At 70.3% G+C, this 19,860-nt stretch carries 18 protein-coding genes; 14 read left to right on the top strand and 4 right to left on the bottom strand.

All coding sequences use genetic code 11. The features are described 5' to 3' along the window. The first annotated feature begins 5 nt into the window (after positions 1-5). From ACIRON_RS03300 to ACIRON_RS03280, 5 genes are read left to right on the top strand one after another with little or no spacing between them, the layout of a single operon-like run. The gene (locus tag ACIRON_RS03300; protein ID WP_402988914.1) at positions 6-995 is read left to right on the top strand and encodes a VOC family protein; all 990 of its coding nucleotides are present in this window, start codon (positions 6-8) and stop codon (positions 993-995) included. A gap of 10 nt (positions 996-1,005) precedes the next feature. Continuing rightward, the gene (locus tag ACIRON_RS03295) at positions 1,006-1,995 is read left to right on the top strand and encodes a fumarylacetoacetate hydrolase family protein (protein WP_402988912.1); all 990 of its coding nucleotides are present in this window, start codon (positions 1,006-1,008) and stop codon (positions 1,993-1,995) included. Continuing rightward, a complete protein-coding gene (locus ACIRON_RS03290) occupies positions 1,979-2,707 on the top strand; it encodes an SDR family oxidoreductase (protein ID WP_402988909.1) in 729 nt (242 codons plus the stop codon). The genes ACIRON_RS03295 and ACIRON_RS03290 overlap by 17 nt, the downstream gene beginning before the upstream one ends. Before the next feature lie 27 nt (positions 2,708-2,734). Continuing rightward, positions 2,735-3,907 (top strand): alpha/beta hydrolase family protein, encoded by a 1,173-nt coding sequence (locus ACIRON_RS03285; protein WP_402988906.1) that lies wholly within the window; start codon positions 2,735-2,737, stop codon positions 3,905-3,907. Beyond that, a complete protein-coding gene (locus ACIRON_RS03280; RefSeq protein ID WP_402988903.1) occupies positions 3,904-4,890 on the top strand; it encodes a cyclase family protein in 987 nt (328 codons plus the stop codon). The genes ACIRON_RS03285 and ACIRON_RS03280 overlap by 4 nt, the downstream gene beginning before the upstream one ends. Before the next feature lie 102 nt (positions 4,891-4,992). Here ACIRON_RS03280 and ACIRON_RS03275 read toward each other — a convergent pair whose 3' ends face one another. After that, positions 4,993-7,473 carry a DNA topoisomerase (ATP-hydrolyzing) subunit A gene (locus ACIRON_RS03275; RefSeq protein ID WP_402988900.1) on the bottom strand — a complete coding sequence of 827 codons (2,481 nt, stop codon included), beginning with the start codon at positions 7,471-7,473 and terminating at the stop codon, positions 4,993-4,995. A gap of 178 nt (positions 7,474-7,651) precedes the next feature. Between ACIRON_RS03275 and ACIRON_RS03270 the strand changes: the two genes are divergently transcribed. The 7 genes from ACIRON_RS03270 (at position 7,652) to ACIRON_RS03240 (ending at position 14,418) form a co-directional block, all read left to right on the top strand. After that, entirely contained in the window at positions 7,652-7,879 is a 228-nt protein-coding gene (locus ACIRON_RS03270) for a type II toxin-antitoxin system VapB family antitoxin (protein ID WP_176883863.1), read from the top strand. 49 nt (positions 7,880-7,928) lie between these two features. Further along, positions 7,929-10,631: a GNAT family N-acetyltransferase gene (locus tag ACIRON_RS03265; RefSeq protein ID WP_402988897.1), complete on the top strand. Its 2,703-nt coding sequence runs from the start codon at positions 7,929-7,931 to the stop codon at positions 10,629-10,631. Positions 10,632-10,664: 33 nt separating this feature from the next. Further along, on the top strand, positions 10,665-11,264 hold the full coding sequence (locus ACIRON_RS03260) for a DUF5998 family protein (RefSeq protein ID WP_402988894.1): 600 nt from the start codon (positions 10,665-10,667) through the stop codon (positions 11,262-11,264). A 7-nt stretch (positions 11,265-11,271) separates the two neighbouring features. Continuing rightward, positions 11,272-12,390 (top strand): alkaline phosphatase family protein, encoded by a 1,119-nt coding sequence (locus ACIRON_RS03255; RefSeq protein WP_402988892.1) that lies wholly within the window; start codon positions 11,272-11,274, stop codon positions 12,388-12,390. Positions 12,391-12,500: 110 nt separating this feature from the next. Continuing rightward, complete coding sequence (locus ACIRON_RS03250; protein ID WP_402988890.1) at positions 12,501-13,127, top strand: pyridoxamine 5'-phosphate oxidase family protein; 627 nt, start codon at positions 12,501-12,503, stop codon at positions 13,125-13,127. Between the two features lie 12 nt (positions 13,128-13,139). Continuing rightward, positions 13,140-13,763, top strand: coding sequence for a CGNR zinc finger domain-containing protein (locus ACIRON_RS03245; RefSeq protein WP_402988887.1), 624 nt, complete (start codon positions 13,140-13,142; stop codon positions 13,761-13,763). Between the two features lie 10 nt (positions 13,764-13,773). Beyond that, positions 13,774-14,418: a thymidine kinase gene (locus tag ACIRON_RS03240; protein ID WP_402988885.1), complete on the top strand. Its 645-nt coding sequence runs from the start codon at positions 13,774-13,776 to the stop codon at positions 14,416-14,418. A gap of 28 nt (positions 14,419-14,446) precedes the next feature. Here ACIRON_RS03240 and ACIRON_RS03235 read toward each other — a convergent pair whose 3' ends face one another. After that, the gene (locus ACIRON_RS03235) at positions 14,447-16,129 is read right to left on the bottom strand and encodes an alkaline phosphatase D family protein (RefSeq protein WP_402988882.1); all 1,683 of its coding nucleotides are present in this window, start codon (positions 16,127-16,129) and stop codon (positions 14,447-14,449) included. A gap of 158 nt (positions 16,130-16,287) precedes the next feature. Then, positions 16,288-17,400, bottom strand: a complete 1,113-nt coding sequence (sepH, locus tag ACIRON_RS03230; protein WP_402988879.1) for a septation protein SepH — start codon at positions 17,398-17,400, stop codon at positions 16,288-16,290. 124 nt (positions 17,401-17,524) lie between these two features. Between sepH and ACIRON_RS03225 the strand changes: the two genes are divergently transcribed. Together ACIRON_RS03225 and ACIRON_RS03220 are read left to right on the top strand one after the other, a co-directional pair. Beyond that, on the top strand, positions 17,525-18,154 hold the full coding sequence (locus ACIRON_RS03225) for a trimeric intracellular cation channel family protein (RefSeq protein ID WP_402988876.1): 630 nt from the start codon (positions 17,525-17,527) through the stop codon (positions 18,152-18,154). Positions 18,155-18,244: 90 nt separating this feature from the next. After that, on the top strand, positions 18,245-18,910 hold the full coding sequence (locus ACIRON_RS03220) for a DUF3159 domain-containing protein (protein WP_402988873.1): 666 nt from the start codon (positions 18,245-18,247) through the stop codon (positions 18,908-18,910). Here ACIRON_RS03220 and ACIRON_RS03215 read toward each other — a convergent pair. Then, positions 18,892-19,761, bottom strand: a complete 870-nt coding sequence (locus ACIRON_RS03215; protein WP_402988870.1) for a LysR family transcriptional regulator — start codon at positions 19,759-19,761, stop codon at positions 18,892-18,894. The genes ACIRON_RS03220 and ACIRON_RS03215 overlap by 19 nt on opposite strands. Positions 19,762-19,860: the final 99 nt, after the last annotated feature.

Here is a 19,860-nt window from a genome sequence, read left to right as displayed (position 1 = left end):
ACACCGTGACCGAACCTGTGACCGAGTCCGTCGTCGAGACCGTCATCGAGACCCCGCCCGCCGAGCGGCTGATCACCCACCTGCGCCACGTCGACCTGGCCGTGCCCGACTACGAGCGGCAGCTGGAGTTCTACACGAACACCTGGAAGCTCAAGGCCGAGACCACCGACTCCGGCCTGGCGTTCCTCGCCGCGGAGGGCTCCCCGGAGCACTACTCGGTGCGCCTGCGCCGCGCCGACGACAAGCGTCTGGACCTGATCGCCTTCGGCGCGGCCAGCCCGGCCGACGTCGACGCGATGGCCGAGCGGCTCGGCCGGGCCGGGGTGAAGCTCGTCAGCGAGCCCGGCCCGGTCCTGACGCCGGGTGGTGGCTACGGCTTTCGCTTCTTCGACAACGACGGACGTACGGTCGAGGTCTCCTGCGATGTTGACGTGCGTCAACATCGCAAGATCGAGGAGGGCGAGTCGGTCCCGGTCAAGCTCTCCCACGTCGTCATCAACTCGCCGAACCCGGAGCAGACCGTGGCGTTCTACCAGCGCCACCTCGGCTTCGCGCTCTCCGACACCCTGATGCACCCGCGGCTGGGCTCGATGATGTGGTTCCTGCGCACCAACCGGTTCCACCACAGCCTAGCGATCGCCCGCGGCCCGCACGTCGCGCTGCACCACGCCTCCTTCGAGATGCGCGGGATCGACGAGTACATGCGTGGCACCGGGCGGCTGCTGCGCGCCGGTGTGGAGAAGATCTGGGGGCCGGGGCGACACCTGGCCGGCAACAACACCTTCAGCTACTTCCTCGACCCGCACGGCAACACCATCGAGTACACCACCGAGCTCGAGGAGCTCGTGGAGGACAACTGGCACCCGCATCTGTACGACTTCAGCGACCCGAACGTCACCGACCAGTGGGGCACCGCGAACCCGATGGACGAGCTGGTCGCCGGCAAGTCGTTCAACGACCCCGACAAGGGCGTCTTCGTCGCCCCGCCGGTCTGAGGAGGACTCGATGAAGCTCGCCACCTATCTCGACCGCGACCTGCGCGTGCCGCGTGTCGGCTTGATCACCGACGAGGGTCTGCACCCGTTCGCGGTCCGCCACTCGATGCGCTCGCTGATCTCGGCCGGGCGCGACGCGCTCGACCGCGCTGCGGATCACGCCCGGGCAGCAGACCCGCTCGACCTCGAGTCGGTCGAGCTGCTGGCGCCGCTCGAGCCGGCTTCGGTCCGCGACTTCGTCGCCTTCGAGGAGCACGTCGAGGGCGTACGCCGCTCGGTCGACGGCGCCGAGGGCGTCCCCGACGCCTGGTACGACGCCCCGGCATTCTACTTCACCAACCCGCACGCGATCCTCGGGCCGGACGCGGAGGTCCCGTTCCCGGCTACCTGCGAGGCCCGCGACTTCGAGCTGGAGGTCGCAGCCGTCGTCGGAGGCGATGGCCGGTCGGTCCCGCCCGAGGAGGCCGGGACGTACGTCTTCGGCTACACGATCCTCAACGACTGGTCCGCCCGCGACCTGCAGGGCCGCGAGATGCAGGTCGGTCTCGGGCCGGCCAAGGGCAAGGACTTCGCGACCACGCTCGGGCCGTGGATCGTGACCGCCGACGAGCTCGAACCGCACAAGGACGAGGACGGCTTCCTCGACCTGCTGTGCACGGTGTCGGTCAACGGCACCGAGGTCGGCCGCGACCGTCTGTCCCACATGGGCTGGACCTTCGAGACGATGATCGCCTACGCCTCCCGCGACTCCCGCGTGGTCGCCGGCGACGTCCTCGGCTCGGGCACCGTCGGCAACGGCGGGTGCCTGGCCGAGCTCTGGGGCCGTCGTGGCGCCCAGGAGCCCAAGCCCCTTCAGCCCGGTGACGTGGTCACCCTCGAGGTCGAGGGGATCGGCACCCTGATCAACACCGTTGCGGTCGCCCCGCCCGCCCCCGCGCTGCCGCCGGTGCGCCGCCGCGACAGTGCGGCACGAGCGGCGGCGCGTGAGGCGTCCCGATGAGCCTGCTGGCGGACGTACGGTCGTGGTCACCGGAGCCGCCTCAGGAATCGGGGCCGCGGTCGCCGCCGCCGTGACCGCGGAGGGCGGGACGGCGGTGGGTGTCGACCGCGAGGCCGCGCTCGGCGTACGGACCCTCGACGTCCGCGACGAGAGCGCCTGGGCCGACCTGGCACGCGAGCTCGGCGGGCCGGTCCACGGGCTGGTGAGCTGTGCCGGCGTGACCCGCCGAGCCCGGGTCGGCGCAGCGAGCACCGAGGACATGCGGGAGACCCACGACGTCAATGTGCTCGGGCCGCTGCTCGGGATCCAGGCGCTGGCACCGCTGATGCCACCCGGCGGGTCGATCGTGACCATCGGGTCGCTCGCCGCGCTGCAGGGGCACTACCCAGTGGCCTACACCACCAGCAAATGGGCCGTCCGCGGGCTCACCCACACGGCGGCGCTCGAGCTGGGGGAGCGCGGGATCAGGGTCAATGCCGTGCACCCCGGATTCATCGAGACCGCCATGACCGCCTCCGCGCCGCCTGCCTTCCGGGACGCCTCGGTGGCCGCGGCCCCGCTCCGCCGGGCCGGCACTCCCGAGGAGGTGGCGTCGGTCGTGGTCTTCCTGCTCGGCGAGGGCGCGGCGTACGTCACCGGCGCCGAGATCCCGGTCGACGGCGGGGTCGCCTCGCATGCCGGCGCCAAGGCCGTCTCCGACGCCCTGCGCTGAGAACCATCACTACGAAGAGGACAAGAGATGTTCGAGTACTTTCCCGGCAACTACGTGTGGAACCTGGGTGTGGTCGCCACGCTCAACTCCGGCGGCCTGATCGACGAAGTCGACCGCGCCTGCCGGCCGCTGCGGGAGCTGGCCGCGCAGGGGTCCGACGTGGGCACCGCCGAGTTCATGGCCGCCTGGCGGCGGGTCGCCGACCAGCTCGAGGGGCAGGCCGGCGAGGCCGAGAAGGCCGGCCATCGGCGTACGGCCGGGCAGAAACTCTTCCGGGCCTCGGTCTACGTCTCCCAGGCCGAGCGGATGCAGAGCGCGAAGGACTCGGGCCGCAACGCCGAGTACCAGCGCAGCGTCGACCTGCTGGTCCGCTCCTTCGAGCTGCTCGACCAGCCGACGACCAAGGTCGCCGTCCCGTACGTCGAGGACGGCCGCGAGACAACGCTTCCCGCCTACTTCCACCCTGCCCACCGGGACGGGACGCCGGCGCCGGTCATGATCGTGTGGAACGGCCTGGACTCCACCAAGGAGATGATGGTCGGTGCCGGCGTCCACACCGAGCTGGCCGCGCGTGGCATCTCGACGCTGATGGTCGACTGCGGTGGCGCCGGGGAGGCGCTGCGTCTGGACGGGCTCACCGCTCGTGTCGACACCGAGGCCTGGGCCGCGGCCTGCGTCGACTGGCTCGAGACGCGCTCGGACGTCCGTGCCGACCGGATCGGGCTGGTGGGCTGGTCGCTGGGTGGCTACTACGCGCCTCGCGCCGCGGCGTACGAGAAGCGGCTGGCGCTGTGCGTGGCCTGGGGTGCGAACCACGACTGGGGCGCGGTGCAGAAGCGGCGCCTCGACCGTGAGGGCGAGAACCCGGTGCCGCACTACTGGGACCACGTGCTGTGGGTGTGGGGGCAGCCCGACATCGACACGTTCATCGGGTTCGCCGAGGACGTGAACCTCGACGGTGTGGTCGAGGAGATCACCGTGCCGTTCCTGATCGCCCACGGGGAGAACGACCGCCAGATCCCGCTCTCCTACGCGCATCGTTCCTTCGACCAGGCGGTCAACAGCCCCAAGCGCGAGCTGCGGATCTTCACGCCCGAGGAGGGCGCCACCGAGCACATCGGTCTGGACCACTTCCCGCACGTCATCGGCTTCATCGCGGACTGGGTCGCCGACACCTTCGCCGAGCTGGACGCGTCGTGACTTCCTTGGACCGGAGCGACCCCGAAGGCGAGATCGCGAAGACGGTCGCCCGGGTCTCCAACTGGGGACGCTGGGGCGAGGACGACGTCCACGGGACGATGAACTTCCTCACCGACGCGAGCCGGGTCGCGGCCGCGGGGCTGGTGCGGACCGGGCGGTCCTACTCCCTCTCGCTGCCCTTCGACATGGACGGGCCGCAGAACGGCTGGCGGCGGCGTACGAACCCGGTGCACACCATGCTCGACACCGGCACCGACGCGGTCACCGGCATCCAGGGCTTCCCGCACGGGATCGGCGGAGCCGACGACGTCATCGCGATGCCGCTGCAGTGCTCGACCCAGTGGGACGGCCTCGGCCACATCTTCGACCACGGACGCGCCTGGAACGGCCGCCCGGCGGAGTCGGTCGTCACCTCGCTGGGCGACGGTGTCACCGGGATCGAGACGGTCGCCGACGTGGTCTGCGGTCGCGGGGTGCTGCTCGACGTCGGCCGCGCGGTCGGGACCGACGGCGAGCTCCCCGACGGCTTCGCGATCACGGAGGAGCACCTGGAGCAGACGATCGCCGCACAGGGCGCGAGCGCATCCGTGGGCCGCGGCGACATCGTCGTCGTACGCACCGGGCAGCTCGCCCGTGCCCGCCGTGGCGTCGCCGCCGGCGAGGGCTGGGGCGGTTATGCCGGGGGCTCGGCTCCCGGTCTGTCCTTCACCACCGCCGACTGGCTGCACCGCACCGAGATCGCCGCCATCGCCACCGACACCTGGGGCTTCGAGGTCCGCCCCAACGAGTTCGACGACGCCTTCCAGCCGCTCCACCAGGTCGCCATCCCGCACCTCGGGCTCTTCCTCGGCGAGATGTGGGACGTCGACGGCCTGGCCTCCGCCTGCGCGGAGGACGGCCGGTACGACTTCCTGCTCACCGCCGCACCGCTGCGGGTCACCGGGGCCGTCGGTGCCCCGGTGAACCCGATCGCGCTGCGCTGACGGGGCGGATGCTCACCGAGGTACCTCGGTGAGCATCCGCTTCCCTCGTGGAACTCCGTGAGGGAAGCGCGCGTCGACCGAGTTACCTCGGTGAGCAGACACCTACCCGGCAGAGACCGGGAACGTGTGGGCGATCGGGCCGGCGACGGCGTCGATGGGCTGCTCCAGCGGCACCCCGGAGCCGTCGCGGCGCGGGTCGATCTCGGGCAGGTCGATGGGTGCCCCGGAAGCGGCAGCGGCCATCGCGGGAGCGGCACCGACCCAGGCGAAGACGATCGAGTCCTCGCCCTTGAGATAGCGGTGCGCGCGTACGCCGCCGGTGGCCCGGCCCTTGGCCGGGTACTCGCTGAACGGCGTGGTCTTCACCGAGCCGGTCTCGGTCCCGGGCAGAGCGCTCGAGGACCCGGCCACGGTCACGACCGCGGCCCCTTCGGGAGCGTCGGGGGAGACGACGCCGAAGAAGACGACCTTGGACCCGTGCGCCATCCGGACGCCGGCCATCCCGCCGGCGCTGCGGCCCTGCGGGCGCACCGTGTCAGCGGGGAAGTGCAGGAGCTGGGCGTCGGAGGTGACGAAGACCAGCGACTCGGTGCCGGTGCGCAGCTGGGCCGCGCCGACCACCTCGTCGCCGTCGGCGAGCTTGATGACCTCCCACTCGTCCTTGTTGAGCAGCACCTCGGGGTTGACCCGCTTGACGACGCCGAGCCTGGTGCCGAGCGCGATACCGGGACCGTCGGTGGCCAGCGTCGTCAGCGCCAGCGCACGCTCGTCGGACTCCAGCGAGAGCAGCGCGGACAGCGGCAGGCCGCCGGACAGGTTCGGGTCGCCGTGGGTCGGCGGCAGTGCCGGCAGGTCGAGCACCCCGAGGCGTACGAGACGGCCGCGCGAGGTGAGCACACCGATCTGGCCGCGGGCGGTCGCGGGGACCACCGAGGCGATCACGTCGTGGTTGGCCCGTCCCGAGCCGGTCGAGAAGGGCTCCGCGTCGGAGGAGCGGGCCAGCAGACCGGTCGAGGAGAGCAGCGCGAAGCACGGGTCGTCGGCGACCTCGAGGCTCATCGCCTCCAGCGCCGGGGTGCCGGCGGAGGCGAGCAGCACGGTGCGCCGCGGGGTGCCGAACGTCTTGGACACCTCGCCCAGCTCGTCGGAGACGACCTTCCGCAGCATCTCGTCGTCGCCGAGGATCGAGTCGAGGTACTCGATCGTCGAGCGCAGGTCGTCGCGCTCCTTCTCCAGCTCGATCTTGGAGAACTTCGTCAGCCGGCGCAGCGCCATGTCGAGGATGTACTCCGCCTGCGGCTGGCTCAGGTCGAAGACCGACATCAGCCGCTCCTTGGCCTCGCCGGCGTTGTCGGAGGATCGGATCAGCTGGATGACCTCGTCGATGTCGAGGATCGCGATCAGCAGCCCGTCGACCAGGTGGAGCCGGTCGGCGGCCCGGTCGCGGCGGAACTGGCTGCGGCGGCGGACGACGTCGTAGCGGTGTCCGAGGAAGACCTCGAGCAGCTCCTTGAGGCCGAGCGTGCGCGGCTGTCCGTCGACGAGCGCGACGTTGTTGATCCCGAAGGAGTCCTCCAGCGGCGTCATCTTGTAGAGCTGCTCGAGGACGGCCTCGGGCACGAACCCGTTCTTGACCTCGATGACGAGGCGGGTGCCGTGCTCGCGGTCGGTGAGGTCCTTGAGGTCGGCGATGCCCTGGATCTTCTTGGACTGCACCAGCGTCTTGACCCGCTCGATGATCTTCTCGGTGCCGATGTTGAACGGCAGCTCGGTGATCACGATGCCCTTGCGGCGCCCGAACGGCTCGATCCGCGTGGTGGCGCGGATCTTGAAGGAGCCGCGGCCGGTCTCGTACGCATCCCGGATCCCGTCCAGGCCGACGATGGTGCCGCCGGTGGGGAGGTCGGGGCCGGGGATGAACTTCATCAGCGTGTCGAGCTCGGCGCCGGGGTGCTTGATCAGGTGACGCGCGGCGGAGATGACCTCGATCAGGTTGTGCGGGGCCATGTTGGTGGCCATGCCGACCGCGATGCCGGTGGCGCCGTTGACCAGCAGGTTGGGGATCGCCGCGGGGAGCACGCTCGGCTCCATCTCCCGCGAGTCGTAGTTGGGCCGGAAGTCGACCGTGTCTTCCTTGATGTCATCGGTCATCGCCTGCGCCGCCGGACCCATCCGGGCCTCGGTGTAACGCATCGCCGCGGCCGGGTCGTCACCGCCGGGGGAGCCGAAGTTGCCGTGCCCGTCGATCATCGGCAGCCGCATCGCCCACGGCTGCGCCATCCGGACCAGGGCGTCGTAGATCGCGCCGTCGCCGTGCGGGTGCAGCTTGCCCATCACCTCACCGACGATGCGGGCACACTTCACGTGGCCGCGGTCGGGACGTACGCCCATGTCGTTCATCGTGTAGAGGATCCGGCGCTGCACGGGCTTGAGGCCGTCGCGGGCGTCGGGCAGTGCCCGGGAGTAGATGACGGAGTAGGAGTACTCCAGGAATGAGGACCGCATCTCGTCCCCGATGTCGGTGTCGAGGATGTGCTCCTCGAAGTCGTCGGGTACGTCCTGGGTGGTCTTGCCGCGTGCCATAAGGGGCATTGTCTCGAATCCCTGTGCGAGTGCGACATCGGGCTCGCCGACTGTGCCGAATTCTGGGATCGGATCCGAGCCGGGTTGGTCTTCCGTACGCCGCGCATCCGCGTACATTGGCTGTAGAGAACAAACCGTCCAGGAGTCACCGGTTCAACGCACATGGAGGTGCTTGAAGATGGCTGTCACCCAGATCGAGATCGACGACGAGCTGCTCGCCGAGATCCAGCGGATCTCCGGCGCGACCACGCCCCAGGAGGCGGTGGAGTTCGCCGTGCGCGAACTCGTCCTCCGCAACCATGAGGGCGACGCTCCCAAGCACGCCCAGAAGCTGGCTCGGAACTGGGACTATGACGGCTGGCGGGTGCTCAACGAGCGCGACCGCGCCAACGTCGTACGTCACTGACGGCGGCTGCTGCGCGCGAGAGGCTGGCGTCTCCCGCTAGATTTCTCTCGTGACCGCGCAGCAGACCCCGCCGTACCCCTCCCACTGGGAGGCGGACGTGCTGCTGCGCGACGGGCGGACGGCACACATCCGGCCGATCCGGTCGGCGGACAAGGACCTGCTGGTCGACTTCTACGACCACCGGGTCAGCGACGAGTCGAAGTACTACCGCTTCTTCTCGCCGATGCCGCACCTGTCCGCGCGCGACGTCGCGCGTTTCACCGAGGTCGACCACAAGGACCGGGTGGCGTTCATCCTGACCCTGCGGGGCCGGATGATCGCGGTCGGGCGCTACGACGTGGTCAAGCCCGGGGAGGCCGAGGTCGCGTTCCTCGTCGAGGACGACTACCAGGGCCGGGGGATCGCGCAGATCCTGCTCGAGCACCTCGCCCAGGCCGGGCGTGAGCGTGGTGTCACCAAGTTCACCGCCGACGTGCTCCCCGACAACGCGCGGATGATCCAGACCTTCCGAGACGCCGGCTACAAGGTCGCCAGCGTCTACGAGGACGGAGTCATCTCGCTGCAGTTCGGGATCGACGTCACCGACACCGCGGTCGGTCGCCTCGCCCTGCGTGAGCACGAGGCCGAGTCGGCCTCGATCCACCGCTTCTTCAACCCGCGCTCGGTCGCGGTCATCGGCGCCAGCCGGAGGCAGGAGACCATCGGCCAGGCGCTGGTCCGCAACCTGGTGATCGGTGACTTCACCGGCCGGGTCTACATGGTCAACCCCAGCTCCACCGCGGTCAGCGGCATGCCGGCCTACAAGAGCGTCCAGGACATCCCCGACGACGTCGACGTGGCGATCGTCGCGGTGCCCGCCGATGCCGTCCAGGACGTCGTGCTCGACTGTGCCGCCAAGGGTGTGCACGGGCTCGTGGTCATCTCCAGCGGCTTCGCCGAGACGGGTGAGGAGGGTCGGCAGCGGCAGCGGCGCCTGGTGAACCTGTCCCGCTCCTACGGGCTGCGGCTGATCGGGCCCAACGCGCTCGGCGTCATCAACACCGACCCGCAGGTCAAGATCAACGCCAGCCTCGCCCCGACGATGCCGCCGCGCGGCCGTGCGGGCTTCTTCTGCCAGTCCGGTGCGCTCGGCTCCGCGATCCTGGAGAAGGTCAACAACCGGGGCCTGGGCCTGTCGACCTTCGTCAGCGCCGGAAACCGCGCCGACGTCTCCGGCAACGACCTCCTGCAGTACTGGGAGGAGGACGTCTCGACCGAGGTCGTGATGATGTACCTCGAGTCGATCGGTAACCCGCGGAAGTTCTCCCGCATCGCCCGCCGCGTCTCGCTGCGCAAGCCGATCGTCGCGGTCCGATCGGGCCGCACCACCCAGGGTGTGCCGATGGGTCACGCGGTCCGCAAGATCAGCGCCCCGCCGGCGGCCGTCGACGCGATGTTCCGCCAGGCCGGGATCATCCAGGTCGACACCCTCGACGAGATGTTCGACGTCGCCCAACTCCTAGCCCACCAGCCGCTTCCGCGCGGCCGTCGGGTGGCCATCGTCGGCAACTCCGACGCCCTGGGCCTGCTGGCCGCCGACGCCGCCGTCTCGGCGGGTCTGCAGGTCAACAAGCAGGTCCCGCTTCCGACCGAGCCGAGTGCCGAGGACTTCGAGGACGCGCTCGACGCGGCCATCGACGACCCTGAGGTCGACGCGGTGATCTCGGTCTACATCCCGCCGCTCAACGTCTCCGGCGAGGAGATCGCCAACGTGCTCGCCGCGGTGGGGGAGCAGTCCGACAAGCCGCTGGTCACCAGCTTCCTGGGCGCCGAGGGTGTCCCCGAGCTGCTCCGCGTCCCCGACGTCGCCGGCTCGACCGCCGGCCGCGGCTCGGTGCCGTCCTACTCCTCGGTGGAGTCGGCCGTACGCGCTCTGGCCAAGGTGGTGGAGTACGCCGTGTGGCTGCGCTCCGCCGACGGCGAGACCCCGTGGCTCAGCAGCGACGAGTGCGACTCGCGCACGGCGCGCAAGATCGTGACCGACGTGCTCGCCGCGCGCCCGGCCGGGGGCGACCTGAGCCGCGAGGACCTGGGCATGGTTCTGGCCGCCTACGGCATCAAGCTGTGGAACACCCACAGCGTCAGCACCCTCGAGGAGGCGACCGCCGCCGCCGAGGACCTCGGCTGGGGTGTCGTCCTCAAGGCGACCGTCGAGAGCGTCCGGGAGCGCCCCGACCAGGCCCATGTCGTACGCAACATCGACGACGTCGACGAGATGACCGAGGCCTGGGAGCTGATCACCAGCCGGATCCCGCCCGAGACCGGCGGGTTCACCGTGCAGCGCACCGCGCCTCCGGGCGTGCCGGTCGCGATCCGCTCGATGGAGGACCCGCTGTTCGGCCCCGTGGTCTCCTTCGGCATCGCCGGTCCGATCACCGAGCTGGTGGCCGACAAGGCCTACCGGATCCCGCCGCTGTCCGAGCGCGACGCCGCCTCGATGGTGCGCGAGATCAAGGCCGCGCCGATGCTCTTCGGCTACCGCGGCGGCGACATGGTCGACGTCGACGAGATCGAGCGGCTCGTGCTCAGGGTCGCCCAGCTGCAGAACGATCTGCCGCAGATCTCCTCCCTCGACCTCTCGCTGGTCCTCGTCGGGCTCGAGGGATCGGCCGTCCTCACCGCCGGCGCCAGGGTCGACCTGGTCGCCGATCCGCGCTCGGACTGGTTCGTACGCCGCCTCAACCCTGCGGTGGGCGACACACTGCCCGGCTAGGCCACCGTGGAACCCCATGGAAGGATGGGCGCCATGAGCACCCGCACCGATCCGTCTGTCTCGGACTCGGCCGACCGCGCCGACGACCTGCGCGCCGAGATCGACCGCACCGGCTACTACCCCGAGGTGGTGGCCGACTGCGTCGCCTCCGCAGTGGCGGGGGAGAAGGTCTCCTCCTTCTTCCTGCACCACGAGCCGACCTTCGACCGTGACGAGGTGCGCCGCCACCTCTCCGTGCTGGTGCTGACCCCGACGCGGCTGATCCTGGCCCACACCGACGAGCACGCCGGCGACGACCTGCTGCCCGAGCCCTACACCTCGACCTCGACCGAGGCCGTACGCATCGACTCGGTCAACTCCGTGGTGGTGACCCGGATGATCACCAACCCGACCAAGGGTTCGAGCAAGCCGGCCGAGGTGGTCATGACCATCGGCTGGGGCGGCGTCAACCGCGTCGACCTCGAGCCCGCGGGCTGCTCCGACCCCAACTGCGACGCCGACCACGGCTACACCGGGGTGCTCACCCCCGACGACTTCTCGCTGCGCGTCTCGGCCGCCGCCGACGGTCACGACTCGGTCGCCCGCCTGCTCTCCTTCGCAGAATCGCTCTCGGCTCGCACCCACAACCGGTGACGGAGCGGTGACCGGGTTTCTCGCCCCCGCCTACGGGGAGCGCTCACTGGGTGATGTCCTGCCGGCGGTCGCGGCTGCCATGGACATCCCGCTGGGCAACGGGCGACCTGGTCTCGAGCTGCCTTCGGCTGCGGCGTACGTCGTCTTCCTGGTCGACGGGATGGGGACCAACCTGCTGCGCCGCTATGCGCACGCGGCGCCCTTCCTGGCTTCGCTGAGCGAGGACCAGGAGGCAGGTACGGCCGGGGTGCCGTCGACGACGGCGACCAGCCTCACCTCGTTCGGCACCGGGCTGACTCCCGGTGGGCACGGACTGGTCGGCTACACCTCCCGGATCCCCGGCACCGAGCATCTGCTCAACGCGCTGCAGTGGCGCAAGGACGTCGACCCGGTCGAGTGGCAGCCCAACCAGACCGTCTTCCAGCGGCTGGGCGAGGCCGGTGTCCCGGTCACCGTCATCAACAAGCGGGCCTTCGGCGGCTCGGGGCTGACCATCGCCGCCCACCGGGGCGCGGAGTTCGTCGGCGCCGACCGGGTCGGGGAGCGGATCGCCTCGGCGGTCGCGCTCTCGCGGGTGCCGGGGTCGCTGACCTACCTCTACGACGGCGACCTGGACTGGACCGGCCACAAGTACGGCGTCGCCTCCTCACCCTGGCTGCAGCAGCTCTCGATGATCGACGCCGAGGCCGAGCAGCTGCGTGACGCCCTGGATCCGTCCGTACGGCTGCTGGTGCTCGCCGACCACGGCATGGTCGACTCGCCCGCCACCTCCCGCACCGACATCGACGACTTCCCCGAGCTGCGCGACGGGGTCGCCCTGGTCGGGGGCGAGGCCCGCTTCCGGCATCTCTACTGTTCGCGCGGCGCGGTCGAGGACGTGGTCGCGACCTGGTCGCAGACCCTGGGCGACAAGGCCGAGGTGATGACCCGGGAGACCGCGATCCGCCGCGGCTGGTTCGGGCCGGTCACCCCGTCGGTGCTGCCGCGGCTCGGTGACGTCATCGTCGCCTCCCACGGCGAGCACGCGGTCGTCTCGACGAGCCTGTTCCAGTACGAGACGACTCTGGTCGGGTTGCACGGATCACTGACGCCGGACGAGATGCTGATCCCCCTGCTCGTCTCATGATCGGGGAATGATTCCCGGCTCTAACGGTTAGAACCTCTATAACCATTAGAGACTCGCCGAGTCTGGCGGGAAGGGGTTGTCATGGGTGAGCACAGGGTCGAGGGCCGGCGATGACTGGGCACTACGGACAGGTCGCTTTCACGCCGCTGGTGGCGGAGCAGCAGTCGATCCACGGGAGCGCGGCGACGTACGCGCGCATGGCGGATGTCGACGGCGTGCCGGACCGGATCGGCAGGGCCGAGGCCGCGTTCATCTCGTCGCGGGACAGCTTCTTCCTGGCCACGGTCAGCGAGACCGGATGGCCCTACGTCCAGCACCGCGGCGGGCCGCCCGGGTTCCTGAAGGTCATCGACGAGACCACGCTGGGTTTCGCTGACTTCCGCGGCAACCGGCAGTACATCACCCGCGGCAACCTCGACCACGACGAGCGGGTCTCGCTCTTCCTGATCGACTACCAGCTGCAGGCCAGGATGAAGATCTTCGGTCGCGCGCGGGTCGTCGAGCCCGAGGACGATCCCGAGCTTGTCAACTCGCTCGCGCCGGTCGGCCATCCGGCGCGGGTCGAGCGGGCGATCCTGATCGACGTCGAGGCGTACGACTGGAACTGCAAGCAGCACATCCCGCAGCTGGTGCCCCTGGCGGTTGCCCGGCACACCGTCGCGGAGCTGACCGAGCGGATCAGCGAGCTCGAGGCCGAGCTGGCCGCCGCGCGAGGCCAGGTAACGACCGAGACCTAGACTGACCATTAGATGACGGAGGAGATGCCCGTGGAGCTGCAGGTGCCGGTGCTGTACCCGACCCAGCCTCGGGCCGTACGCCTCATGAACACGATCTGGGCGGACCGCAGGTCCGTCCACGACTCCCTGGAGAGCGTGGCGCACCTGCGGGCCTGGGCCGAGGAAGCGGGTCTCGGGCGGCACCAGGACGTCGACGACCACGACCTGGCCAGGGCTCGGGCCCTCCGGGACGCTCTGCGCCGGCTTGCCGCGGACGTGACCGGCGACAGCAGGCCGCACAGCATCCCGGAGGGGATCAGCGCCGAGATGGCGCTGGCGGTGCTCAACGAGTTCGTTTCCCACTGCACGCCGGTCCTGCGCCACCGCCGGGGCGGCGGCTACGCACGCGAGTGGCTGACCGACTGCTCCGGCCTGCAGCGGGAGCTGAATCTGGTCGCATGGGAGGGCGCCGAGGTCCTGACCCAGGAGCTGAAGGCGTGCGGTGGCCCGGGCTGTGTCCTCTACTTCGTCCGCGACCATCCCCGTCGCGAGTGGTGTTCGGAGGGCTGCGGCAACCGGGCACGGGTCGCGCGCCACCATCGGCGGAACAAGTCCAGCCACGAGGGTCCCGCCACGAGCCGCGTCGCGGACCACTAGGCTTCCGCGAGTGGCTGAGCTGACCTTCTGGACCGGGACGATGGACGCGGGGAAGTCGACCCTCGCGCTGCAGACCAACCACAACCACGCCGCTCGCGGCAGGGTGGGGCTGATCTTCACCGTCCACGACCGCTCCGGGGAGGCGGTGGTCACCTCGCGGCTGGGTCTGACCCACGACGCGATCGAGGTCACCGACGACTTCGACTTCTGGCGCCACGTCGTTGACGCGCTGACCCATGGCGCCCGGATCGACTACCTCATCTGCGACGAGGCCCAGTTCTACACGCCCGAGCAGATCGAGGCGCTGGCCAAGATCACCGACGAGCTGCAGGTCGACGTCTTCTGCTTCGGCATCCTCACCGACTTCCGCACCCGGCTCTTTCCCGGTGCCGCCCGTCTGGTCGAGCTCGCCGACCGGACCGAGGTGCTGCAGGTCGAGGCGCTGTGCTGGTGCGGCAAGCGGGCCACCCACAACGCCCGGGTCGAGGACGGGGTCATGGTCACCGAGGGTGACCAGGTCGTCGTCGGCGACACCGTCGAGGCCCCCAGCGTGGTCTCCTACGAGGTCCTCTGCCGCCAGCACCACCGCCGCCGGCTGACCGCGGCCCGGGCCCAGTCTGTCTCACTGGTGCCCGAGCCGCTGCCGTTCGGCTGACGGCGCCCCGCTGGTCGAGCCGCCGTGGTCAGCGGTTGAGCGAGGGCATGGGCACGTCGGCGTACCTCGTTCCGACGGGGGTGCTCTGGGTGTCGAGCTGGACGCCGGGGCGGCCGTTCTCGACGACATAGGTCGCGCGGGTGGAGATCGGGGCGCCCGGACGCTGGACGTACGGCACGACCCGGAAGTCGCTGGAGAGCTCCTCGGGCGTGACCGTGACCCGGACGTAGCCGCGCTGGCTGTTGAAGAACTTCAGGTGTTCGTTGGCGCGGAGCAGGGATTCGCCGCCGGTGGTCATGTCGGCGCCGTCGCCGCCGCTGGCCACGGAGGTGCCGACGAACTCGCTGCCGACGACGGCCGAATCGGGGTCGTCGTAGTCGGCCAGCAGGTTGCTGGCGTAGTTGTGGTGCCGGTCGCCGGTGATGACGACGAGGTTCTCGATCCCGCTGGTCCGGGCGCCCTCGAGGAGCCGGTTGCGGTTGGCGACGTAGCCGTCCCACGGGTCCATGTAGAGGGTCTTCTTCTCGGTCTCGTCGAGGTCGGTCTCGGCCATCGGTGCCTGGTTGGCGAGCACCTGCCAGCGGGCGGTCGAGCGGCGCCAGTTGCGCTGGAGCCACCTCTCCTGGTCGAAGCCCATCATCGAGCGCGACGGGTCGTAGATGTCCGGCGTCAGCTCTGGGGAGGCGGGGTCGGACCCGTCGCCGTAGGCCTGGTCGTCGCGGTACTGCCGGGTGTCGAGCACGTTGAAGTCGACCAGGTCGCCGTAGCGCAGGTGCCGGTAGATCTGCATGTCCGGCCCCTCCGGCAGCGCGCTCGCCCGGAACGGCAGGTGCTCGTAGTGGGCCTGGAAGGCAGCCGTACGTCGCGGCATCCACAGCTCGCCCTGGGACTGGCTCCGCTCCTCGGGGGTCTCGTCGGCCCAGTTGTTCTCGACCTCGTGGTCGTCGGGTGCGACCACGAACGCGTGGGACTGGTGGGCGGCCATCAGGTCCGGGTCGGACTTGTAGAGGCCGTACTGCAGGCGATAGCGCGCCAGGTCTAGAGTCTCCCCGGCGACGGAGGGGGAGACCGTGGTGTTGCGCCAGTTGTTCTCGGGAGTGACGCCGGACTCGTAGAGGTAGTCGCCCAGGTGGAAGACGACGTCGACGTCCTCGTCGGCCAGATGCCGGTAGGCGGTGTAGAAGCCGTGGCTGTAGAGCGCGCAGGAGGCGAAGGCGAAGCTCATCTGCGAGAGCGAGGAGCCGTACGCCGGGGCGGTCCGGGTGTGGCCGGTCTGGCTGACCTCGCCGGCGGCCAGGAAGCGGTACCAGTAGTCGCGGCCGGGACGCAGGCCCCAGACCTCTGGGTGGACGGAGTGGCCGAAGTTCGGGGTCGCGGTGACGGTTCCGGACTTCACGACCTTGTGGAAGCGGGGGTCCTCCGCGATCTGCCAGCGGACCTTGACCGGCTCCTGCGGCATGCCGCCCAGGCCGTCGGCGGCCAGCGGTTCGGGGGCGAGACGGGTCCAGAGGACGACGGAGTTGGGGAGCGGGTCGCCGGAGGCGACGCCCATGGTGAACGGGTATCCGGAGAGCGACGTGGCGCCCTTGACGGATACCGCGTCGGCGGGGATCGAGCCGGTGCCGAGCAGCATGGCTGCGGATGCGGCGAAGCCGGTCGTGGCTGTGCTGGAGAGGAGGGAGCGTCGGCTCAGCGAGTCGGGCAGGAGCATCGGGGGGCCTCCGAGAAGGGTGGAAGTGCTTGCCTCCACTCACTTCATCGGTGGCGCGTGAACTGCGCCTGACCCGCTACCGACTCTGTCGGGTCGGGTCGCCGACGTAACACGGACCGGCCGATGGCCGGTCCGTGAACGGGTTCACACCAGTCGGTTCACTCCGACTTGCCGCCACCGAACATGATCTCGTCCCAGCTCGGAACCGAGGCGCGCTTGCGGCGCGCGGACGACTTCTTGGCCGGCTTCGGCTGAGTCTCGTCGGGCTGCTCGGGCTCGGCCGGTGCCTCGGCGGCCGCGGGCTCGACGACTGCCGGCTCGGGCTGCTCGGGCTGCTCGGGCTCGGCCGGGACCGGAGCCTGCTTCTCGGTCGGGGTCTCCTCGCCGAGGAACGCCTCGAGCGGGGTGTCGACGTCGACATGAGCCGCCTTGGCCGCCTTGGCCTCCTTGACCGGCTTGGGAGCCGGGGGAGGAGTGACCGGAGCCGGTGCCTCGATGGGCGGGGCCGACGCTGCCGGAGCCTGCGCGGCCGGGGTCGACGGGGTCGAGCTCTGTGCGCGGCGACGCCGGGCGGCGAGCATGTCGTCGGTGATCGGCTCGGGCTCGGGCGCCGGTGCCTCGAGCTTCTCGCCGGTCAGCCAGCGGGCGTCGTCGTTGTCGAGCTCGACGAAGTTGCCGGGGGCGTCGTAGGTCAGCTCGGCGATGCCGGAGCGCTCGGGCGTCTCGTACTCACCGGTGAGCTTCCAACGCCCGTCGGGACGCCGGTAGGAGTCCCAGTTGACCGACTCGGGGTCGACGTACATCGTCTGGAAATGGGCGCTGACCGCCTCGCCCAGGGTGCGGGCGGTGCTCGCGGCCTCACCGGGCCGACGGCGCACGGAAGCCTGCTGGGCGCGCTGTGCCATGTGCTCGCGCTCGGCGAGGACGGGACCGGCGAAGGCCAAGATCTTCTCGACCGTGGTGCCGGCGACAGCGGCGACCTCCTCGGCACTCTCGCCCGAACGGATACGGGTCTGAATGTCACGGGGCCGCAGGCTGCTGCTCGGGGTCTTGTTCACGGTTTGCTCCGATCGGCGGGTCGACACAGCCTCGAGTGCTGCACGGAGACGGTCGTCGATGTCGGCGGTGTATTCATGGTCCTCGTCGTCGACGAGAAGCATGCGTAAACCATCGTCACTGACCGAGATGAGCCGCAGAAGGACGGGACCAGCCTCATCCGGTGCCTGCTCTTCGAGCTGGCCCGGAGTCAGGGGCAATCCTTCGGCTGACATCCTCTTCTCAATTCTAGATACGGTTGTGACGACCCTACGCCACAGACCTGCATCGTATTGGGTGGCCGTGCGGCGTGGCCGTGGCATTTGGGGTTTTTGGGACGAACGAGGCGACCATTTGGCGGTGGAACAGACGCTGACACTCCTCGTGCTCGACCTGGTCGGGTGCTTCGTCTTCGCGATCTCCGGCGGACTGATGGCGGTCCGCAAGGAGCTCGACATCTTCGGCGTGATCGTCCTTGCCTGCGTCACCGGCCTCGGCGGCGGTGTCCTGCGTGACATGGCCATCGGCGCGACGCCGGTCGCCGCGCTCTCCGACTGGCGCTACCTCGTGGTGCCGATGGCGGCCGGTCTGCTGAGCTTCTACTTCCATCCCGCGCTGGGCCGGCTCGGGCCGCTGATCAACGTCTTCGACGCCCTCGGCCTCGGCCTGTTCGTCATCGCCGGGGCGGTCAAGGCGCTCGACTTCGGGCTCTCCCCGCTGGCGGCCGCGATCATGGGGCTGGCCACCGGCGTGGGCGGCGGCGTGATCCGCGACGTGCTGGCCGGTCAGGTGCCGATCATCCTGCGCCGCAGCGTCTTCTACGCCATCCCCGCCTTCGCGGGCGCGGCGATCGTGGCCTTCGGCCTGTTCCTCGCGCTGCCGCAGCCGCTGGTCATGGCCGCCGCCTTCGTCGCCTGCGCCGGCTGGCGGCTGATGGCGATGTGGCAGCACTGGGAGGCGCCGTTGCCGCGAGGCTCCGCGTCGGTCTGAGGCCCCGGTCGGAACGCTGGACCAACCGAGGCGTCGCCCCCGTCGGCCGAGACGTCACGCGCCCTTGCGAGTAAGGCTAGCCTTACCAGCGTGATCCCCGCCGACCGCCGCAACGAAGACGCCGAGACGCTCGCCGACCTCCTCGGAGGCGCCCGAGGTGCGATCGACGCCACTGTCCCGCCCGTCGCGTTCGTGGCCGGCTGGCTGGTCAGCGGAGAGCTGTGGGTCGCGACCGTGGTGGCGCTCGGGCTGGCCGCGCTCGTGGCGCTCTGGCAGTGGCGCAAGGGCCGCAAGCCGCGCGCCGTACTGCTGGGTGTGGCGGGGGTTGCGGTCGCGGCGATGATCGCGCTGCGTACGGGCCGGGCGGAGGACTTCTTCGTGGTCCAGCTCGCCGCCAACGCGGCCAGCGCCTTGGTCTGGGTCGTCAGCATCGCGTTCCGCTGGCCGCTGCTGGGGGTCGTCGTCGGCCTCATCCTGCGCCAGCGCGGGGCATGGCGACGCGACCCGGCGCTGCTGCGCGGCTACTCGCTGGCGAGCTGGGTCTGGGTCTGCCAGTACGTCATCCGGGTGGCGATCTTCGGTCCGCTGTGGTGGTCCGGCGACGTGGTCGCCCTGGCCATCGCCCGGGTCGGGCTCAGCTGGCCGCTGGTCGCGCTGTGCCTGCTGGTGAGCTGGGTCGTCCTGCGGCGCTCGCTGCCCGAGGACCACCCCGGCCTGCGACATCCTCAGGTCAGCCCTCAGGTCAGCGCTGTCTGAAGCAGGTCGTGGAGCCGGCGCGTGGCACGCTGCTGGTCGCCATCCCGGATCACCAGCGCCAGCCCAGCGCGCACGTCGGCGTCAACGATCGGCGTCGCGACCAGGTCGGTCCCGGTCGCCATCGACTCGGCCAGCACGCAGACCCCCAGTCCGCGGACGGTGAGCCCGAGCAGGGTCTCCGGATTGGACCCGGACAGGTCGACCTTCGGTGCAACTCCCGCCCGGGCGCACGACTGCTCCAGAGCCGTCCGTACGCCGGTCCCCGGGGGAATGCACAGCACCGTCTCCTCGTGGAGGTCGGCGAGCCGCGGCCGGGTGCCGGCGAGGCGATGACCGGCCGGCGTGATCACCGCGAGCCGCTCGTCGCTGACGGACTCGGTGGCCAGGCCGTCGAGGACCGGACCCGCGTGAGAGATCAGCGCCAGATCGAGCTCGCCGGCCAGCGTACGTTGCTGGAGGCGGTCGGAGGTGTCCTCGACCAGTTCGACGGTGACGCCGGGATGCTCCCGGTGGAAGGCTGCGACGGCGTCGAGGAAGCCGGGGATGGTGCAGCCGGCGATCATCCCGAGGCGTACGTGACCCTGGATCAGGTCGCTGAGCTCGTCGGCGCTCTGCCGCACTCCCTCGATCGCCCGGATCGCGTCGCGGGCGCGAGGCAGGAGCGTCTCGCCGGCGTGGGTGAGCCGCACGTTGCGCGGGCCCCGCATGAGCAGGTCGTGGCCGAGCTCGCGCTCGAGCTTGGCCAGCTGGGCGCTGATGCCCGACTGGCTGACGTGGAGCCGCTGCGCGGCGGCGGTGAACGAGCCGTGGTCGACGACGGCGACGAAGTAGCGGAGCTGTCCGATCTCCATAACTACTGATGCTAGCAACCAGCAGAACTATCTGTTTGAGTGTTCGTTCGTTCGGGGTCAGGCTGGGTGGTGAAAGCCCGACAGACCTGAGGAGATCCC

The organism is Nocardioides sp. NPDC101246, assembly GCF_044767415.1.
Taxonomy (GTDB): Bacteria; Actinomycetota; Actinomycetes; order Propionibacteriales; family Nocardioidaceae; genus Nocardioides.
Note: the sequence above shows the minus strand (reverse complement) of the source record. Positions and strands in the feature narration are given on the sequence as shown.